Source organism: Dickeya undicola, assembly GCF_000784735.1.
GTDB lineage: Bacteria > Pseudomonadota > Gammaproteobacteria > Enterobacterales > Enterobacteriaceae > Dickeya > Dickeya undicola.
Genome location: NZ_JSYG01000021.1, coordinates 1 through 19363 on the forward strand (window position 1 = coordinate 1; position 19363 = coordinate 19363).

The following is a 19363-nucleotide window of genomic DNA, read 5'->3' on the forward strand; positions in this document are numbered from 1 at the left end:
AACTGACCGTACTCTTCCGGTGTGGACAGGCCACCGCTCAGCTCGTCGCCGCACATGGTGCTGCCGTAGGCCGGTACTTTATCGCGGTAACCGCCCAGCAGTTTGTACACCGGCAGGTTCAGCACGCGCCCGGCCAGGTCCCACAGCGCCTGTTCGGCGATCGCCAGCGCCCGGTCGGTCAGTTGGTTGGCGCTGCCGCGCTGCCAGTGCACTAGATCCTGCCACAACCGCTCGCGATCAAACGGATCTTGCCCAATCAGCACCTTGCGGAAAAAGCTGTTCACCACATACGGACGGATCACTTCCGGCGGTGCAAACGCATAGCCTTTGTGGCCGCTTTCGGCGGTGATGGTCAACAGCGCCATACTGGCCTGATGCTCATCACCGGGATGGGAATGTCCTGCGCTGTCGGAAACGCGACGAGTGGGATAAGTGAAGACGGTGACGTCGATCGATTCAATTTTCACGTTGATTACCTGCCTGAAGGTGAAGCGCCTGCCAGCACGGGCTCTTATAACCATAAGAAGAACGAAGAGAGAATAAAAACACAGTGCTGATTTAATAAAATTGCGTTTTATTTTTATCGATTATTGAGGAAGTCTGCTGTGAGGTCATTAGGCAATTTATAACATTTGTGAAAATTATCCACCCGATGATTATGCAATTGCCCTATTTACAAGTGTCCGCCCATCAGGGCATAAAAAAAGCGCCGTTCCTGATGGGGGACGGCGCTGTCTGAAGCGGTCTGGCGAAAATCAGATTACGGGCGAGCCACGAACCCAACCACGTCATACACCTTGCGCAGCGTTTCCTGCGCGCGGGCGCTGGCTTTCTGCGCGCCATCACGCATCACCTGCTGCAGGAAGGCTTCATCATCTCGGAAACGGTGATAACGCGCCTGCAATTCGGTCAGCATACCGGACACGGCATCTGCCACCGCGCCTTTCAGGTGACCATACATCTGGCCCTGGAACTCCTGCTCCAGTTCAGGAATGGATTTTCCCGTTACCGCCGAGAGGATATCCAACAGGTTGGACACACCGGCCTTGTTTTGCAGGTCGTAACGCACCACTGGCGGCTCGTCGGAATCCGTTACCGCACGTTTGATCTTCTTCACCACCGATTTCGGGTCTTCCAGCAGGCCGATGACGTTATTGCGGTTGTCATCCGATTTGGACATTTTCCTGGTCGGCTCCAGCAACGACATCACGCGCGCACCGGATTTAGGAATGAACGGCTCCGGAATACGGAATGTTTCGCCGTAAATCGCGTTAAAACGCTGGGCAACATCACGGCTCAGTTCCAAATGCTGTTTCTGGTCTTCCCCGACCGGCACCTGATTGGTCTGGTACAGCAGAATATCGGCCGCCATCAGCACCGGATAATCGAACAGACCCGCATTGATGTTTTCTTCATAACGGGCCGACTTGTCCTTGAACTGGGTCATACGGCTCAGTTCACCGAAATAGGTGTAGCAGTTCAGCAGCCAACCCAGTTGCGCGTGCTCTGGCACGTGCGACTGAACGAAAATGGTGCTTTTCTGCGGGTCGATGCCACAAGCCAGATAGAGCGCCAGTGTGTCCAGCGTCGCTTTACGCAATTGCTGCGGATCCTGACGTACGGTGATCGCATGTTGATCCACAATGCAATAGATGCAGTCAAAATCATCCTGCATGTTGACCCACTGACGTAACGCACCCATGTAGTTACCAATGGTCAACTCGCCTGACGGCTGTGCGCCGCTAAATACAATGGGCTTACTCATGTCATGCTTCCTGATCGTTTGAAAGGGGTAACCCGGTAAGGGTCAATAGTTCTGCAAAGCGATCCAGCACCACGTCAGGGTGACTCAGGGCGATCGCTTCACCATAGTTATAGCCGTACGTCATGCCGACGCACGGACATCCGGCTGCTCGCGCTGCTTGTATATCATTACGCGAATCGCCGACGAACAGTAATTCGTTTGCCCGCAGGCCGAGTTTGCCCAGCACCATATACAACGGTGCCGGATGTGGCTTTTTCTCAGTCACATCATCGCCACCCAGGATCAGCGAGAAATCGTTACCGATCCCCAGCATCTCCAGCAACGGTGCGACAAACGGCGTCGGTTTATTGGTCACGACCGCCATACGGAACCCGCGCTCGGCCAATTGCGCCAGCGTTTCCTGCACCTCTGGAAACAGCAGGCTACCGCTGTCCACCGTGCGAGCATAGTACTTGTCGAACAACGAACGGGCGTCATGAATCTGTTGTGCCGTCGGCTCCATGCCAGCCCAGCGCAATGCGCGCTCTACCAACACATCAGCACCGTTGCCAATCCAGGTGGCAACACGTTCTTCGCCAGCATGTGGCAACGACAACGCACCCAACATCATATCAACGGCTTGCGCCAGCCCCGGTGCACTGTTAACCAGCGTACCGTCGAGATCAAACGCCAGCCCGCGAATCGAGGAAAAATCAGCCATGGGCTACCGTCTCCAGTTCCTGTCGCATACGTTCGATTACCGCCCGATAATCCGGCTGACCGAAAATCGCTGAACCGGCGACAAACATGTCCGCCCCGGCCGCCGCAATCTGCGCGATATTATCCACTTTAACGCCACCATCTACTTCCAGGCGGATATCGTAGCCACTTTCATCAATCCGCTTACGCACCTGGCGCAGCTTATCCAGCGTGGATGGAATGAAAGACTGGCCGCCAAAGCCCGGATTGACGGACATCAGTAGAATAATATCCAGCTTATCCATCACATAATCGAGATAATTCAGCGAGGTGGCGGGGTTAAACACCAGACCCGCTTTACAGCCGTGATCCTTAATCAATTGCAGGGTACGGTCGACATGCTCGGAGGCTTCAGGATGAAACGTGATGAAACTGGCACCGGCTTCGGCAAAATCGGGGATCAATCTATCCACCGGTTTCACCATCAGATGCACATCTACCGGAGCAGTAATGCCATAGTTGCGCAAAGATTTCAGCACCAGCGGACCGATAGTCAGGTTGGGAACATAGTGATTGTCCATCACGTCAAAGTGGACCACATCCGCCCCTGCTGCCAGGGCTTGCGCCGTGTCCTCGCCAAGACGGGCAAAGTCAGCCGACAAAATAGACGGGGCGATTAAAAACGGTTTCATGCGTTTCTCCAAACCATCAAGTCTGCACTTCGCTGCCGGGCGTTATGGATGACTCTCACACCTGCGCAGCCACTCTGTAGGGGAACAACTCGTTAACGTCCTCACCTCGCGCCCATCAGTTATCAGCGCCCGATCACGCTCAGGACGACGTACAATACAACGCCAGCAACTCATTGACCTTACTGCGGCCAGAAATATTGCGACTGATAGTACGGCGCGCTTTGACCACATATAACGACGAGGCATCACAGTACCATTCACGAGTCAGTACCGTATCGTGATTGGAAATCAGTACTGGAATCTGGCTTTGTGATGACAACTGCCGCGCCAACTGCGCCAGATTTTGCTGGTCCTGATTATTAAAGTTGTTGGTGTGGTACGCCGTAAAATTGGCCGTAGCCGACAACGGCGCGTAAGGCGGGTCACAATACACCACCGAGCCTGGGCTAGCGTTAGTCAACGTCTGTTGATAATGCTCGCACACGAATATCGCGTTCTGTGCCTTTTCCGCAAACCAGTAAAGCTCTTCTTCCGGAAAATAGGGTTTCTTATAACGCCCGAACGGCACATTGAACTCGCCACGCATGTTATAGCGGCACAGACCGTTATAACAATGACGGTTCAGATACAGAAACAACAATGCCCGGCGATAATCATCGGTACAGAGATTGAACTCCTCTCTCAGCCGATAAAAAACATCCGAGGTATTCACTTCATCGATAAACAGCTCGCGAGCATCACGGATGAAAGCGTCAGTTTCGGTTTTGACAATTTTATAGAGATTGATCAGATCGCTGTTGATATCCGCCAGAATGTAACTGTCGTAGTCAGTATTGAGAAATACGGAACCCGCGCCCACGAAAGGCTCGATTAATCGCTCTCCCGCTGGCAGATATCGGCGAATCTCTTCCACCAGCGGATACTTCCCACCGGCCCATTTTAAGAACGCGCGGTTTTTCTTCATGCCGTCGTTAATTACTCACACAGTTCAGAGCCACGGATTGTACTCTGTTTAGACAGCACATCAGGGCCAATTGGTCTTACTTGGTCAAGTCCTGCTTCACCTGACGGATCGGCCTGACCCATGGTTTTTTCGCCTGAACATCAGCAGGCAAAGACGCAATGGCGCGTCTGGCATCCTCCGACGAGGCATAAACCCCATTCACCAGAACATACCAGGGCCGTCCATCACGTTTCGTTTCATATACCCAGTAATTCGCCAGCCGCTGTTCCCGTGCATACGCTTTAAGGGAATCCGCGCGGGAGGCACTACTGAGTTGCAAAGTAAAGTGGCTGGCCGGCGCACTCTGGATAGCCGTACCGCTCTGGCCCCCGGCTGACACCGCCGGTTTGACCGCCGTTGTAGGTTTGCTGGCTGGTGCAGGTATTACGGCCGTTGTCGGTGCACGATGCGTATTCGCAGCAGGTTTGGCGCTTTCTTTCACCTCAGCAGCGGTTTTATGGGGTGACGAAGAGGGTTGTTTGTCCGCCTGAACATGGGCAGGCGCTTTATCCGCAGGCTGTGCACGCCCCCCTTTGGTTGCCGGAGCCAACACGGTTGCGGGTTCGGTCGGCAGACCGGCAGACAACGCGTTCACCCGGTCCTGTTGCTGAGGCTGAGACAATGCATCAGTAATATTGCCAGGCAATTCAATACGTTGTTGGTTGCTATTCTGCGAAGGCAAGGGTGCCTGCGTGGGGGTACTGGAAACCGGCTGACCACTCAACGCCTGTGCAGAACCCGCACCCGCATTCTGAGCGGCGACCGGTGCCGGAGAAGAGGGCTGGAGCGTCGTCGCAGGTGTCGTCGTTCCCGGTTCCTGACTGGAAGACATGGACGATGACAGGTCAATATTCCTGCTAGCATCTGTGGGTTGCGTCGGAGCCGAAGACTTATTCTGACCAGGAGATTGCAGAGCAGAACCAATACCGACAATCAGCAGCACCAGTACCACAATACCGATACCAATCATGGTGTGTTGCCTGGATAGAGAGACACTGGGGGCAGCGAAGCCTTTGCTTCGTTTCTGCTGGCGCACAGGGCGTCGATCGCTGGTATCCGGCTTCAATTCTTCTTCCGGATTGAACTCATCCATTTATACCCTCCAACTGAAAGGCTAGCTTTCGCGGACATCTACACTGCGAAAGTCTAAATCATAAGGCATTGTATTTTAAACGTAAACCACCGCAACTTCGGCCGCTGGCTATTCAGCCAGTCAGGGAGTACGCTCAGGGAAGGCAGTCAGCAATCGATGCCAGCACCAGTTCGTGCGATACGCCCGCTCGGATTTCTGACTGACCTATCGCTGTAGGCAGAACCAGACGCAGCTCCCCCGCCAGAACCTTCTTGTCACGCATCATGTGCGGTAGATACGCTTGTGGAACCATTTCACGCGGCCCGGTAATGGGCAATCCGGCACGCAACAACAACGCCCTGATGCGCTCGACATCATCAGCGCTAAACTGCCCGAGACGGCGTGCAGCCTCGGCTGCCATCACCATCCCTGCGGCTACCGCTTCACCATGCAACCAGTTGCCATAACCCATTTCGGCTTCAATGGCATGTCCATAAGTGTGGCCCAAATTCAGCAAGGCGCGCAGTCCAGATTCACGTTCATCCGCCGCTACCACTTCTGCCTTCAGTTCACAACAACGGCGAATACAGTATGCCAGCGGCCCATCCTGCAGGCTGCGCACAGCGTCAATATGCTCTTCCAGCCATTCGAAAAACGCACGATCAAGGATGATGCCATACTTGATCACTTCGGCCAGACCAGAAGAAAGCTCACGCGCAGGCAGCGTTTTAAGGCAATCCAGATCGACCACTACCGATGCAGGCTGGTAGAACGCGCCAATCATATTCTTGCCCAGCGGATGGTTGACGGCGGTTTTTCCGCCAACAGAAGAGTCAACCTGCGACAGCAACGTGGTCGGAACCTGGATGAAGCGAACACCACGTTGGTAACAGGCGGCAGCAAAGCCGGTCAAATCACCGATAACGCCGCCCCCCAAGGCGACCAATGTGGTATCGCGCCCATGCGGCCGGGCCAACAGAGCGGAAAACACCTGCTCCAGTACCGCTAAAGACTTGTACTGCTCACCATCGGGCAGCACCACCTGATCAACCCGCACACCACTTTTTTCCAGCAGATCACGCAACGCATCCAGATAAAGCGGTGCCAACGTCTCATTGGTCACCAGCATGGCCTGATCGCCAGCCTTCAGCGGCATAAAAGAAGCCGCGTCGTTGAAAAGACCGGCGGCAATCGTAATGGGGTAACTACGTTCCCCGAGGGTTACGGTGACTCTTTCCATGCGCGTTCCATTGATCTGTCAGAAGCCTGCAGTATGCAGGGGATTACACAAAATCAGTTGCTTTCCAGCATACTGATGATCTGGTTGGCAACGACCTTGGCGCTTTGTTCATCAGTGCGAATCGTGACATCGGCGATTTCTTCATACAGCGGATTACGCTCTCTCGCCAATGCCTCCAGCACTTCGCGTGGTGGGGTTTCAACCTGAAGCAACGGACGTTTTTTATCTCGTTGAGTACGGGCCAACTGTTTTTCAATGGTGGTTTCCAGATACACCACCACGCCACGTGCAGACAGGCGATTGCGGGTTTCACGTGATTTCACCGAACCGCCACCTGTCGCCAGTACAATGCCCTGCTTTTCCGTCAATTCATTAATGACTTTCTCTTCGCGATCGCGGAAGCCTTCCTCGCCTTCCACATCAAATACCCAGCCCACATCAGCCCCGGTACGTCGCTCAATTTCTTGATCGGAGTCGAAGAATTCCATATTGAGCTGCTGAGCTAACTGACGGCCAATAGTGCTTTTGCCGGCACCCATAGGCCCAACCAGAAAGATATTGCGTTTCTCTGCCATTTTTTTGGTATTACTACGAAATTCGTTAATGATAACCCGCCCCGCCATGTAACCTGCGGCGGAACCTAAACTGAAACCTCATGAGCGATAGTGCGAGAATCAGACGAAAAATTATCTCAATACTCGGGGTAGTTTGGCAACCGAATAAAATGCCACACGAATCAGGCAGCGATAAACCGTGCGTTTTATCTACACCGCTGATGTAACACCACTTCCGTGCTCAAGCCGCTATCCTTGTATGCTAAAACGGAGGTATCGTCAAACGATGAAGAACACTATTTAACAAAGTGGCTTAACAAAGCAGGCCCATCAAACCCACGGTCCTGCCCGTTTTCTTGCCTGCTTTCAAGCCGCTGGAGCACGCCTGACCGACTGAATCAACGTCGGGGTAATAAAGATAACCAGCTCGCGGCGTGTGTGTTGCTGATTACTACTGCGGAACCATTGTCCTATGCCCGGTAACGCGCCTAGCCCCGGAACCTGTCGCTCGCCCAGATTCTTCTGCTGCTGGAAAATACCGCCCAACACAATGGTTTCACCATCCTGAACCGTCACCTGAGTCTGGATTTCCTGTTTATCGATCGCCAGTATTTCACCCCCTTCGCCCTGTTTGATGGCACGTCCCGGCATGTTTTGGCTAATCAACAGATTGAGCGTAATCTGCCCGCCATGCAGAATTCTGGGTGTCACCTCCATGCCTAGTACCGCTTCTTTAAACTCAATCGACGTTGATCCACTGGCACCGCTGGACACCTGATACGGAATTTCCGTGCCCTGCTTGATGCTGGCCGTCTGCTGATGTGCGGTAAACAGGCGCGGACTGGCGATGATCTCCACTTCATTTTCCTGTTCCAGCGCCATCAGTTCCAGATCCAGCAGCCGTCCGTTCAACTTCGCCAGATGAAACCCAGCGTTAACGGCGGGCGACTCCACCGGCAGGCTGACACTGAAATTGTTCATTTGCAGCGCCTGCCCTGTTGTCACCGCGTCGCCCAGTCCCCAGTTGACGCCCAGCGCCTTGAGATGCTCGCTGCTGATGGTCACGATATGCGCCGCCAGTTGCACCTGCGCCAACGGTTTGTCCAGTTCCCCAACCCAGGGGCGAATTTGCTCCAGCGCGGGAGCCGCATCTCTCACCAGCACGGTATTGGTACGCTTGTCCACCGTTACGCTGCCACGCTCGGTCAGTAAGGTGCCGCGCTGGCTCTGCAGGCTCGTTGCCACATCAGTTGCTTCCGCAAACTGCAAAGTGACGGACAGATTCTGCAACGGCTGCTGCTGGCGCTGTTTGGCTGCCTGCTCTTCCTGTTGCCGCTGCCGGTCTTTCATGTAGGTATCGGGGTAGACCATCATGACGCTGTCTTGCCGTTCAATCGTCAACTGCCCCATGCGCAGAATAATATCAAGCGCCTGCTGCCAGGGAACTTGTTGTAAATTCAGGCTGACATTGCCCGTCACGCCTGGAGCCACCACCAGATTAAGCTGCTGATGATCAGCCAGCGCCTGTAAGACACGCTGAACCGGCACGTCATCGAACGCGAGCGAAACCGGCTCCTCGCCGTGTGCGTCGGCCAGCGTCACGCTAAACAGCAACATCATCAGCCAACCGTACCGACGTAACCGTCCGCCGGGAAAACATCCTGTCTTCATGCGTTATTCCTTCTTGTGCTGAAAAGGGGAGTCAAGATGGATCTCCACTTCTCCGCAGTGCGCCATCTCGTCTGCCGGACGCAGCGTGGCACCAAAACGATCCAGCCGCGTAACCCGCCAATCGCCGGGTGGGATAACGTCGCCATCGCGGACGCGCAGCCAGCGACTTTGCGTCTGCGCCAGCCACCCAATCCACTGCGATGACGACCCCACCATGCCTTTTAACCGCCATTCATCCGCTAGCACTCGGTGCTTGCACGATATGTCCAGCAGCGGTTGGAACGGATCGCGCATCGACTCCGCCTTCACCATGCCCGGCAGCACAACCAGCCACAGTATGAGGCCTCGCCATCCGTTCATCGTGCGGCCTCCACGGGCTGTGGCAACGACAGCCGCAGTTCGGTGCGCAGCCCAGCTGGCATTTTTCGGATCGTCAGATGGTCAATGCGCAGTACCACCGGTAACGCCCTGAAACGCGTTAGAAAATTCAGGGTTGCGGCATACTCCGCGCTAAAAACCAGCAGCAAGGCAGGCGATGCCGTGTTCATGTCGTCCATCTGCACCGGACGCCACGTCACCAGGTGCACGCCGCTCTCCCGCAGCGGTGTTTCCAGCCACGCTGCCACGCGATTCGATGACCAGTCCGCTATCAGAGGCGGCTGGTCAGCCAGCCAACGCTGAAGCGGGTGCAACGCTGGCATCCGGGTAATTTTTCCCCTCCACTGCGCAATGACCAGCGCACTGTCCCGATGCTGTTGCTCAAGCTCCAGCAGTCGCTGCCGTTCTGCTGACACCCATACCCCACCAACGATAAGCGCTAACAGCATGACCAGCGCCGATGGTGCCAGTAACAGCAGCCACAACGGCGTCGACAGCCAGCGGGCTGTCATGGGGTAAAGCCACGCCATCATCCGTTGTCTCCCGCATCAGCTAACGCCTGCCAGTACAGACGCAGCGAGAAACTCAGCGTCGAACTCTCCTGCTCACGTTGCGTCTGTTGTACGCTGGCGTGCTTTATCTGCGGTAACCGTGACATCGCCTTCGCCAGCGTAACGATAGCCGAGTAGTGATTACTCACTCCAGACATGTGAAGCTGAATGCCGTTATCGTCAATGTCCGTCAGCCAGAGCGAATCGGGCACCAGCGTCGGCAACTGTTCAAGCAGCACCTGATAGCGCAGATTCCGCTGCCGCCCTTGCTCTTGTGCCATCTGCTGCGCCAGTCGTGCTTTCTGCGCCTGCCAGGCATCTTTCGTCTGGTGGTAGAGCTGTTCATACTGCGACTGTTGCAACTGCGTTTGTTCGAGGCGCAACCGCAGCTCTGCCTGTCGTTGCTGCCAATACCCGCCGACCGCCGCCGCCGTGCAGCCGATGACAAACAGCGAGAGGCCCAACACCAGCAGGCTCAGCCGCATACGCCGATATAGCAGGTGCTGGCGCCAGGCCAGAAGATTAACCGTCAACATGGCGTGTCCTCCGGGCGTATCGCCAAACCACCGGCAATAGCAAAGGCGGCGGGAAAAGCCGGTAACGGAGGTTGCTGCCGCTCAAACGCACTCAGAGGGGACCAGGGAATCAACGTAGCAGGAAGCAGCTGCAAATACGCCGGCACAGATGCGCTGAGATAAGCCTGATGAGAAGCGTTATTCTGATAGCAGGTACTTACATACTTCAACACATCAGGCGACGTCGCAATGCCATCCGAACGGCCAGACATGCTATCTGAATGCCTGTCATCGGAATGAATATCATCGGGATAAAAAGTACCGAATGCGAGCGGCTCCCCCAGCGGCGCAACCCACAGCCAGTGATCGTCAAAGCGGTGCAGCAACAGATGATCCGTCGCCAGTCCGGCCTGAGCGGCCATACAACGCAAAGCACAGGGCGTAATGTCCACAGCGTCGGGTTGCAAACCAGCATCACGCAGGCAATGTAGCCAGATGTTCAATTCGGTTTGGCGTGCCGCGGTAACCAGCAGTGTATTCGGTGTTTGCGGATCAGGACGATAATCCAACGCCAGATCGTCGCCGCTGATCGGCAACGCCTTTGCCGCCATCCTGCCGATATATTCGCCGCGGCGCGGCTCACGCAAACGGCGGTCTGGCATCGTCAACCGTTGTTGCAGTACCCGTGAGGCGGGAAATCCCAACCGTAATGAAACAAATCGTGGCAATTCCTGCCGCCATTGACGAAGAACCGTACAAAGCGCAGCGGGATGATGTAGACTACCGCCGCTTAATGTTCCGCCCGGCAACGGCAACTGCCACCAGTGGCGCAACTGCCAGCCATGCCTGCGGCGTTGTACGGCCAGAGCGCGCACAACGCCGTTCTGGATATCCAGTCCAACCTGCCAAATGGGATAAGCCATGAGTGTTCGATCTCCTTATCGTTTCATAACAGAACCGCTCCCCGATGGATGCCGGGGTACAGATAAGGTGGACACCAGCCGGGTGAGCCGAGGAACGGAACCCGGTCGCGGCAGGGTGATAAATCTGCCGGGCTGATTCGGCCTCGGTTTACCGCGCTCCAGACGGAGCGAGGTCCAGAGAAGGGCCAGGTACAGAGGGCAGCCAACGCATCTGTACCCTGAAAGATGACGGGTGTATCCACCTTGCTGGCTTCTCTTTATACTAGCGCCCGTCTGTTTATAAACTATTCAATTGCTACTGAATGGAAAATCTCCGGTGAAGTTCGTAAAGTACCTATTCATCCTTGCAGTGAGTTGCATTCTGCTGGGAGCCGCTTCGCTCTATGGCCTCTATCGCTATATCGAGCCACAGTTACCTGATGTCGCTACGTTGAAGGACGTTCGTCTGCAGACGCCGATGCAGGTTTACAGCGCTGACGGCGAGCTGATCGCCCAATTTGGCGAAAAGCGCCGTATCCCATTGAAGCTGGATCAAATTCCCCCCACGCTGGTGAACGCGTTTATCGCCACGGAAGACAGCCGTTTCTTCGAGCATCACGGTGTTGACCCGCAAGGGATTATCCGTGCGGCGGTGATCGCGCTGACGTCCGGCCACGCCTCGCAAGGGGCGAGCACCATCACCCAGCAGCTGGCACGAAACTTCTTTTTGAGCCCCGAACGCACGCTGTTGCGAAAAATCAAAGAAGTGTTCCTGGCGATTCGCATTGAGCAAATGCTGACCAAGGATGAAATCCTTGAGCTGTACCTGAACAAGATCTATCTGGGTTATCGTGCCTATGGTGTTGGGGCCGCCGCGCAGGTCTATTTCGGCCGCCCAGTGGATCAGTTGACGCTGGCGCAGATGGCGATGATCGCCGGTCTGCCAAAAGCACCGTCTACCTTCAACCCGCTTTACTCTTACGATCGCGCCGTCGCTCGTCGTAATGTGGTGCTGTCCCGTATGCTGGACGAAAACTACATTACGCAGGCGCAGTACGATCAGGCCCGCAATGAAAAACTGGTGGCAGATTATCACGCGCCAGAAATCGCATTCTCTGCACCCTATATGGCCGAAATGGTTCGCCAGGAAATGGTGAAGCGTTACGGTGAAGATGCTTATAACGATGGTTATCAGGTCTATACCACCATCACCCGCAAGTTGCAGTTGGCGGCGGAAGACGCGGTGCATAACAACGTCATCGCTTATGACATGCGCCACGGCTACCGTGGGCCGGAGCAGGTACTGTGGAAAGTGGGCACCCCAGCCCTGACGCAGGATAAAATCGTCGAGGCATTGAAAAAACTGCCGGTTTACGGGCCGTTGTTCCCAGCGGTTGTGACAGATGCCAGCGCCGACAAAGCCCATGCCGTGATGGCCAACGGCGACAAAGTCGAGCTGCCGCTGGCAGGGGTACGCTGGGCACGCGCCTACCGTTCGGATGACCAACAAGGTCCCACACCGAAACGCGTAACGGACGTGCTGGAAGCAGGCCAGCAAATCTGGGTACGAAAAGTGGATAACGACTGGTGGCTGGCGCAAGTACCGGACGTCAACTCCGCACTGGTGTCGCTCAATCCCAAAGACGGTGCCGTACTGGCACTGGTAGGGGGATTCGACTTCAGCCTAAGCAAATTCAACCGCGCCACGCAGGCTCTGCGTCAGGTCGGCTCGAACATCAAACCGTTCCTGTATACCGCGGCGATGGACAAAGGGCTGACCCTGGCCACCATCCTCAACGACGCCCCCATTACACGCTGGGATCCGGGTGCTGGCTCCGACTGGAGCCCGAAAAACTCCCCGGCGGTCTATGATGGCCCGATTCGTTTGCGTCAGGGACTGGGGCAGTCGAAAAACGTGGTGATGGTACGTGCGATGCGTGCGATGGGCGTGGATTATGCTGCCGACTATCTGGAACGCTTCGGCTTCCCGGAACAGAACATCGTGCATACCGAATCGCTGGCATTGGGATCGGCATCCTTTACGCCGCTGCAGGTAGTCCGTGGTTACGCCGTGATGTCCAACGGTGGCTATCTGGTCGACCCTTACTTTATCACCAAAATCGACAACGCTAACGGCAGCACCGTATTTACCGCGACACCGAAAGTGGTGTGCGATACCTGTAACCTGCCGGTGATCTACGGGGATACCCAACATTCCGCCGTTTTGTCAGATGACAGCATGGAAAACGTCGCGACGTCTCAGGAAAACCCCGTGCAGTCTGCCCCGCAGGCTGACCCGGCCACGCCGTCGGAAGTCGCCAGACAAGCGGCAATGCAACCCTATGCGCCACATGTCATCAGCACACCGCTGGCTTTCCTGATCAAGGATGCACTGAACAGTAATGTGTTTGGCGAACCGGGTTGGATGGGGACGGGCTGGCGTGCAGGCAAGGTGCTGCAACGCCACGATATCGGCGGTAAAACCGGTACGACTAACAACTCGAAAGATGCCTGGTTCTCGGGTTATGGCCCCGATATCGTCGCTTCAGTGTGGATTGGTTTTGACGATCACCGCCGTGACCTTGGCCGAACGTCAGCATCCGGCGTGATTCGCGACCAGATTTCCGGTTACGAAGGCGGGGCGAAGAGTGCCGAACCTGCTTGGGATGACTTCATGAAGGTGGCGCTGGCGGGTGTACCTGAACAGAAAACGCCACCACCGCAGGGCATCGTGACCGTAACTATTGACCGCAGCAGCGGCAAACTGTCGGATGGCGGCGCGAACAGCCGTCAGGAATACTTCATCGACGGTACGCAACCGACAGAACGGGCAGTGCATGACGCTGGCACCACGCTGTTCAATACCAGCAGTGGTCAGGCGGAAGAGCTGTTCTGATCCCGGCGGTGATACGTTTCTGATTGAGATACGCTGTTGGTTGAAATAGCAAAAAGGCGCGAATATCGCGCCTTTTTCTTTGGTTATCAATCGTTCTGACAGACACAGTCGGTTATCACCGGCCCAGCCACTGTTGCGCCAGAAACAGCGCACTAACGTTACGCGCTTCGCGAAAATCCGGCTCTTTCAGCAGCGACATCATATCTGCCAGCGGCCAGCGTACCAATTGCAACGGTTCCGGCTCATCACCCTGTAAGCGTTGTGGATACAGGCCATTTGCCACCACCACATTCATGCTGCTGGAAAAATAGGACGGTGCCATCGTGAGGGTGGATAACAATTCAAACTGTTCAGCACCAAACCCAGCCTCTTCCTTCAGTTCACGGTTAGCCGCTTCAAACACCGTCTCACCTGGGTCGATCAAGCCCTTGGGAAACCCCAGTTCATACTGCTCAATACCTACCGCGTACTCACGAATCAACAGCAAATCGTCGCCGCTCACCGGTACAATCATCACGGCTTCACGGCCCGACGGACGCATACGCTCGTAAACGCGGCGCTCGCCATTGCTAAATTCCAGATCAACGGATTCCACATTGAACAGACGAGAACGGGCTACGGTTTCAACCTTGAGGATTTTGGGTTTTTGCAGGTTATTATTCATCGTGGCCTCTATCTATAAGGAAACATCAACAGGCTTCCCCCGTTCAGGCCAATGGTCGGCACGGAACAAAAACCGGTAGAGCCGCAGTTTCCTACAGAATATTCAGTGAGTCACATTGTGCGTTAACATTAACAGCTGCTGCAACTCTATCATGATGAATTTACATATTAGCAACACCGCACACACATTAATTCTTTTTATACAAAAATCATGTCGTGCGCATAGCCAGTTATTAATAACCCATCAGGAAAAATTCAGACTTTCCTCATTTCTCCCTCTCTTTACACTTGCTAGCATATGCTGTTAAACAACTAATAGTCGGTTAATTCAGTCATTAACCATGAGACGTGGGTTAACATTGTTCGTGTAGTTTTGTTACTATCCGGAAATAACAGGGGGAACCTTACGCTGTTGGCTGGAGATAATATGCGCACAATACTCATCATATTGGCTGTATTGTTTGCCTGTCTGATTGCGGTAGGGGGGATCATTGGTTATCTCATGTATCGTCGTCTTCTATTCGCCAAACGTTTGCCAGTTACATCGTCGGGACATCGTCAGCTGACGGCGTCGGAACGTATTGCTATCGAACGCTATCTGACCATGTCCCAGTTGGGCGGGCCGGTTTCGTCGTCCGTTTCGGTAGCATCACCGCGTTTGTCTCGCCTGCTACCGGGCAACAGAGTGTATCCCATTACTCATAGCATCACTCGCTATGGGCTAAGTACCGATGCGCCCAATAAATGGCGCTACTACATCGACACGCAGGAGATTCACCTGCCTGCACGCTGGGAGCAATACATCACCCAGAACAATGAGATCGAACTGATCAAAACCCGTTCGATTCCACTGGTCGTCTCACTCAACGGCCATTCGCTGACAGAATTCGTCAATGAGATGGATTCCAGTACCGGTGCCGATATCTCTGGCGAGCAGGCGTCGATCAGGCCAGAAATTCACGAACACACCGAACTGGTTGCCATTCGGAAGGAAACACCGGAAGAGCACGCGGTGCATCGCTCACGTGGCTTGCGTGAGGCTGGCGTACTGAGTCTGGCGTTTTTGCTGTTAGTATTGAGCCTGACCAGCCCGCTGGCAATGCTGCCCTGGCTGGCTGGTGCTGCTTGCCTCATGGCGGCCTGGGGATGCTGGCAGCTGTTCCGCCCTCCCTCGCAGAGAGAACTCCGCGAAGTTCATTGCCTGCACGGCACGCCACAATGTATGGGGCTGTTCAGCGACACCAGTCAAAGCCAGATTGGCAATGTCTCTCTTGGCAATATTGATCTTATCTATCCCCCTCACTGGCAGCCTTATATCGGCTACGATCTTGGCAGAAAAACCGATGTGGATATCTACCTGACCCGTCAGGTGGTACGTCAGGGCCACTACCTGTCTTTACACAACGAAGTCAAATTTTTCCCGCTACAGCAATGGGGGAAAAACGCCATATTGGCGGTTGGCGCATTGCTAAGCTTGATCCTGTTATTGACCTCGGTGCCACTTGATCTGCCGTTAAAACTCACACTTGCCTGGATGCAGGGCACAAATAGCATCAAGGTGGTTCAGGTTGAAGAACTGGAGCGCATGTCGCTACACATCGGCGACAAATTACAGGTGCGCGGAACCGGCATGTGCTACGTGCCGCCGATTAACCTTAATCCGACCTCCTCCCGAGCCTCCGCTTTTGCACCATTTGACTGTGCCGCTATTTACTGGAATAAAGCGGCACCGCTGCCGTTGCCCGAATCAGATACCATTGAAAAAACCGCCGCACTGCAAAAAACGGTCAACGAACAGTTGCACCCTGCCACCAGTGATAATCAGGTCAATTCACAGTTAGCGGACGCCATCCAGAAATCCGGCATGATTCTGCTGAGTAATTTCTCGGATATTGTGCTGAAAACCGACACGCTGTGTGAAAAAGAAGAGGATTGCACCCGGCTCAAAAATGCGTTGATCAACTTGGGCAACGCCAAAAGTTGGGATCTGCTGGTCAAACGAGCACGTTCCGGCGCACTGAAGGGCATGAGTGTGGTGCTGCGTCCGGTAAGCGCCGAGTCGCTGGATTCACTGGTAAAGAGTGCCACCGACGAGTTCTATAGCCGCGAAATCATCAGCGCGTCCAATTCGCTGAACAGTCCGCCGCCAGGGGGGTTCCTGATTCGCAGTGACGAAGGCCGCCAGTTCGTCAATCATCAAATGCCAACCACACCACTGCGCGATTTACCCCCACAGGAGCAATGGCAGGAACTGCAACGTCTGTCATCCCTGCTGCTGCACACGCCGTTCGAATCTAACGGTGTGATCACTCAACTGAGCATCGATGCCAACGGCACCCGCCATATTTCGCTGCACAGCGAGCCTGATGCGGTCACCATGTGGCGTTCGCTGGGTGCCTGCCTGCTGTTGCTGGCCTTCAGCGTCATTCTGATCCTCAATCTGGTGTTGCTGTTGGTGAAACGCCGTCGCAGTCAGCAGCGTATCGCCAACATCCAGCAATACTACGCACGCCATCTGGTGCCGGAAGCACCCGCCGCCACCGTTATTTACGGATAGTGTACGTCATGCCCAGTCCCCACAGTTCGGCTTCCAGGATGAGGTAACCGGTCGACACGATCGACCCGTTACCTCAATCGCCGAGTGTGATCGGCCACGTTTAGCGGTTATGCTACGCTGATAACATCGACAGCTCCGCTTCCGGCTCAAACGGAAACGAGGCTCATGTCCTGGAGTGTGCATGAATCCCGAACTGAACTGGAATGAGATCGATACCGTCCTGCTGGATATGGACGGTACGCTACTCGACCTGGCGTTTGACAGCTACTTTTGGCTGCAACTGGTGCCTGAATCCCTGAGCCGCCAACGCAATATCAGCCTGGATCAGGCTCAGCAATTGATCACCGCGGAATATCAGGCGGTACGTCATACCCTGAACTGGTACTGCTTTGATTACTGGAGCGACCGGCTGGGGCTGAATATCTACCAGATGACCAGCGATATCGGCCACCGAGCTCGCCTGCGTGAGGATACCGCGCCATTTTTGCGGGCACTGCGCGAGAGCGGACGTCGCACCATTCTGCTGACTAACGCCCACCCGCACAGCCTGTCGGTCAAGGTCGCTCACACCGGGCTCGATCAGCACCTTGATTTATTGCTTTCCACCCATACTTATGGGTATCCCAAAGAGGATCAGCGGTTATGGCGGTCCGTTCAGGCGGAAACCGGGTTTAATCCGGCACGCACGTTGTTTGTGGATGACAGCGAACCCATACTGGATGCCGCCAGAACGTTTGGCATCCGTTACTGTCTGGGTGTCAGTAATCCTGACTCAACCAATCGGCAGGAAAACCGCTTTCAGCAGCATCCGTCGATGAATAACTATCTGGCGTTGCTTCCGGGCATCCACCAGTCGGTTTCCATCGGCAATCAGGAGTGTTCATGAGCAAAGACAGCCAGCATGACGATGACAATGCGGTCCGGTTGGATAAGTGGCTGTGGGCGGCACGCTTTTACAAGACCCGTTCAGTGGCGCGCGAGATGATCGACGGCGGCAAAGTGCACTATAACGGCCAGCGCAGCAAACCCGGCAAGCTGGTAGAGCTGGATGCTGAAATCACGCTACGTCAGGGCAACGACGCTCGCACGGTAATTGTGCGCGCCATCTGTGCTCAACGGCGTCCGGCGGTGCAAGCGCAGGCGTTGTATGAAGAAACGCAGCAGAGTATTGAAAAGCGGGAAAAACTGGCGCAAGCCAGAAAGCTCAACGCCCTATCGATGCCGCATCCGGACCGGCGGCCGGATAAAAAAGAACGCCGGGATTTAATCAAATTCAAATACAGTGACGCGGAATAAGTCGTCACCACGAGAGAACATTATGGCCAATCATGACCAATTGCATCGTTATCTGTTCGAAAATCATGCCGTTCGCGGCGAACTGGTAACAGTAAGCGACACCTTCCAGCAGATGCTGGTCAACCACGACTACCCCACGCCGGTAAAAAACCTGCTGGGTGAAATGCTGGTCGCCACCAGCCTGCTGACTGCTACGCTGAAATTCAGCGGCGATATCACCGTGCAGTTGCAAGGCGATGGTCCACTGAAACTGGCGGTGATCAACGGCAACCATCAGCAGCAGATGCGTGGCGTCGCCCGCCTGCAAGGCGACATCGCCGCCGACAGTTCACTGCACGACATGGTGGGCAACGGTTATCTGGTGATCACCATTACCCCGACCGAGGGCGAGCGCTATCAGGGTGTGGTGGGGCTGGATGGCGACAACGTGACCGCCTGTCTGGAAAACTACTTCCAGCAGTCCGAGCAGTTGCCAACGCGCCTGTTCATTCGCACCGGCGAGCATGATGGCCGCCAGTGCGCCGCCGGAATGCTGCTACAGGTGCTGCCTGCACAACACGGCAACCGTGAAGATTTCGACCACCTGACTCAATTGACCGCTACCGTCAAAAGCGAAGAACTGTTCGGTCTGGAGGCCAACGAGGTGCTTTATCGCCTGTACCATCAGGAGAACGTCACGTTGTATGAACCGCAGCCAGTAGCGTTCCAATGCCACTGCTCGCGGGAACGCTGCGCTGACGCGCTGATGACCCTGTCGGCGGACGAGGTCAACGACATTCTGGCGCAGGATGGACAGATCGATATGCATTGCGATTATTGCGGCAGCCATTATCTGTTCAGCCCGCAGGATATTGCCGAGCTTCGTCAGTCTGGTGCCGAGCCGACCCTGCACTGATATCTAGTTTCAGCGGCCTGCCAGCAGGCCGCTTC

Annotated in this window: 18 protein-coding genes and 1 pseudogene; 5 read left to right on the forward strand and 14 right to left on the reverse strand. The window is 55.1% G+C overall.

Annotated elements, in window-relative coordinates; genetic code table 11:
* From OB87_RS10330 to pilM, 13 genes and pseudogenes are all read right to left on the reverse strand, one after another.
* Window positions 1-467: pseudogene (locus OB87_RS10330) on the reverse strand (enolase); the annotation flags it as partial.
* A 293-nt stretch (window positions 468-760) separates the two neighbouring features.
* Window positions 761-1765: a tryptophan--tRNA ligase gene (gene trpS, locus OB87_RS10335; protein WP_033569371.1), complete on the reverse strand. Its 1005-nt coding sequence runs from the start codon at window positions 1763-1765 to the stop codon at window positions 761-763.
* A 1-nt stretch (window position 1766) separates the two neighbouring features.
* Window positions 1767-2465, reverse strand: coding sequence for a phosphoglycolate phosphatase (locus tag OB87_RS10340; RefSeq protein ID WP_033569372.1), 699 nt, complete (start codon window positions 2463-2465; stop codon window positions 1767-1769).
* On the reverse strand, window positions 2458-3135 hold the full coding sequence (gene rpe / locus OB87_RS10345) for a ribulose-phosphate 3-epimerase (RefSeq protein WP_033569373.1): 678 nt from the start codon (window positions 3133-3135) through the stop codon (window positions 2458-2460). The genes OB87_RS10340 and rpe overlap by 8 nt, the downstream gene beginning before the upstream one ends.
* A gap of 139 nt (window positions 3136-3274) precedes the next feature.
* A complete protein-coding gene (gene dam / locus OB87_RS10350) occupies window positions 3275-4099 on the reverse strand; it encodes an adenine-specific DNA-methyltransferase (RefSeq protein WP_033569374.1) in 825 nt (274 codons plus the stop codon).
* Between the two features lie 76 nt (window positions 4100-4175).
* Window positions 4176-5231 (reverse strand): SPOR domain-containing protein, encoded by a 1056-nt coding sequence (locus OB87_RS10355; protein WP_033569375.1) that lies wholly within the window; start codon window positions 5229-5231, stop codon window positions 4176-4178.
* A 133-nt stretch (window positions 5232-5364) separates the two neighbouring features.
* Window positions 5365-6450, reverse strand: coding sequence for a 3-dehydroquinate synthase (aroB, locus tag OB87_RS10360; RefSeq protein WP_033569376.1), 1086 nt, complete (start codon window positions 6448-6450; stop codon window positions 5365-5367).
* A gap of 53 nt (window positions 6451-6503) precedes the next feature.
* Window positions 6504-7025, reverse strand: a complete 522-nt coding sequence (gene aroK / locus OB87_RS10365; protein ID WP_033569497.1) for a shikimate kinase AroK — start codon at window positions 7023-7025, stop codon at window positions 6504-6506.
* 345 nt (window positions 7026-7370) lie between these two features.
* Complete coding sequence (hofQ, locus tag OB87_RS10370; protein WP_081977381.1) at window positions 7371-8675, reverse strand: DNA uptake porin HofQ; 1305 nt, start codon at window positions 8673-8675, stop codon at window positions 7371-7373.
* A 3-nt stretch (window positions 8676-8678) separates the two neighbouring features.
* The gene (locus OB87_RS10375) at window positions 8679-9035 is read right to left on the reverse strand and encodes a HofP DNA utilization family protein (protein WP_033569377.1); all 357 of its coding nucleotides are present in this window, start codon (window positions 9033-9035) and stop codon (window positions 8679-8681) included.
* The gene (locus tag OB87_RS10380; protein ID WP_235425260.1) at window positions 9032-9586 is read right to left on the reverse strand and encodes a hypothetical protein; all 555 of its coding nucleotides are present in this window, start codon (window positions 9584-9586) and stop codon (window positions 9032-9034) included. The genes OB87_RS10375 and OB87_RS10380 overlap by 4 nt, the downstream gene beginning before the upstream one ends.
* On the reverse strand, window positions 9583-10140 hold the full coding sequence (locus OB87_RS10385; RefSeq protein ID WP_033569378.1) for a PilN domain-containing protein: 558 nt from the start codon (window positions 10138-10140) through the stop codon (window positions 9583-9585). Before OB87_RS10385 ends, OB87_RS10380 begins: the two co-directional genes overlap by 4 nt.
* Window positions 10134-11042, reverse strand: a complete 909-nt coding sequence (gene pilM, locus OB87_RS10390) for a type IV pilus biogenesis protein PilM (protein WP_033569379.1) — start codon at window positions 11040-11042, stop codon at window positions 10134-10136. Before pilM ends, OB87_RS10385 begins: the two co-directional genes overlap by 7 nt.
* 316 nt (window positions 11043-11358) lie before the next feature.
* On the opposite strand from pilM, the gene mrcA reads away from it, so the two are divergent.
* The gene (gene mrcA, locus OB87_RS10395) at window positions 11359-13917 is read left to right on the forward strand and encodes a peptidoglycan glycosyltransferase/peptidoglycan DD-transpeptidase MrcA (protein ID WP_033569380.1); all 2559 of its coding nucleotides are present in this window, start codon (window positions 11359-11361) and stop codon (window positions 13915-13917) included.
* A gap of 115 nt (window positions 13918-14032) precedes the next feature.
* Here mrcA and nudE read toward each other — a convergent pair whose 3' ends face one another.
* On the reverse strand, window positions 14033-14581 hold the full coding sequence (gene nudE / locus OB87_RS10400; protein WP_033569381.1) for an ADP compounds hydrolase NudE: 549 nt from the start codon (window positions 14579-14581) through the stop codon (window positions 14033-14035).
* 426 nt (window positions 14582-15007) lie between these two features.
* On the opposite strand from nudE, the gene OB87_RS10405 reads away from it, so the two are divergent.
* The 4 genes from OB87_RS10405 (at window position 15008) to hslO (ending at window position 19328) form a co-directional block, all read left to right on the forward strand.
* Window positions 15008-17137 (forward strand): intracellular growth attenuator family protein, encoded by a 2130-nt coding sequence (locus tag OB87_RS10405; protein WP_033569382.1) that lies wholly within the window; start codon window positions 15008-15010, stop codon window positions 17135-17137.
* 181 nt (window positions 17138-17318) lie between these two features.
* Window positions 17319-18023 carry a GMP/IMP nucleotidase gene (gene yrfG / locus OB87_RS10410; protein ID WP_033569383.1) on the forward strand — a complete coding sequence of 235 codons (705 nt, stop codon included), beginning with the start codon at window positions 17319-17321 and terminating at the stop codon, window positions 18021-18023.
* A complete protein-coding gene (hslR, locus tag OB87_RS10415; protein ID WP_033569384.1) occupies window positions 18020-18433 on the forward strand; it encodes a ribosome-associated heat shock protein Hsp15 in 414 nt (137 codons plus the stop codon). Before yrfG ends, hslR begins: the two co-directional genes overlap by 4 nt.
* Window positions 18434-18455: 22 nt before the next feature.
* On the forward strand, window positions 18456-19328 hold the full coding sequence (gene hslO / locus OB87_RS10420) for an Hsp33 family molecular chaperone HslO (protein ID WP_033569385.1): 873 nt from the start codon (window positions 18456-18458) through the stop codon (window positions 19326-19328).
* Window positions 19329-19363 lie beyond the last annotated feature (35 nt).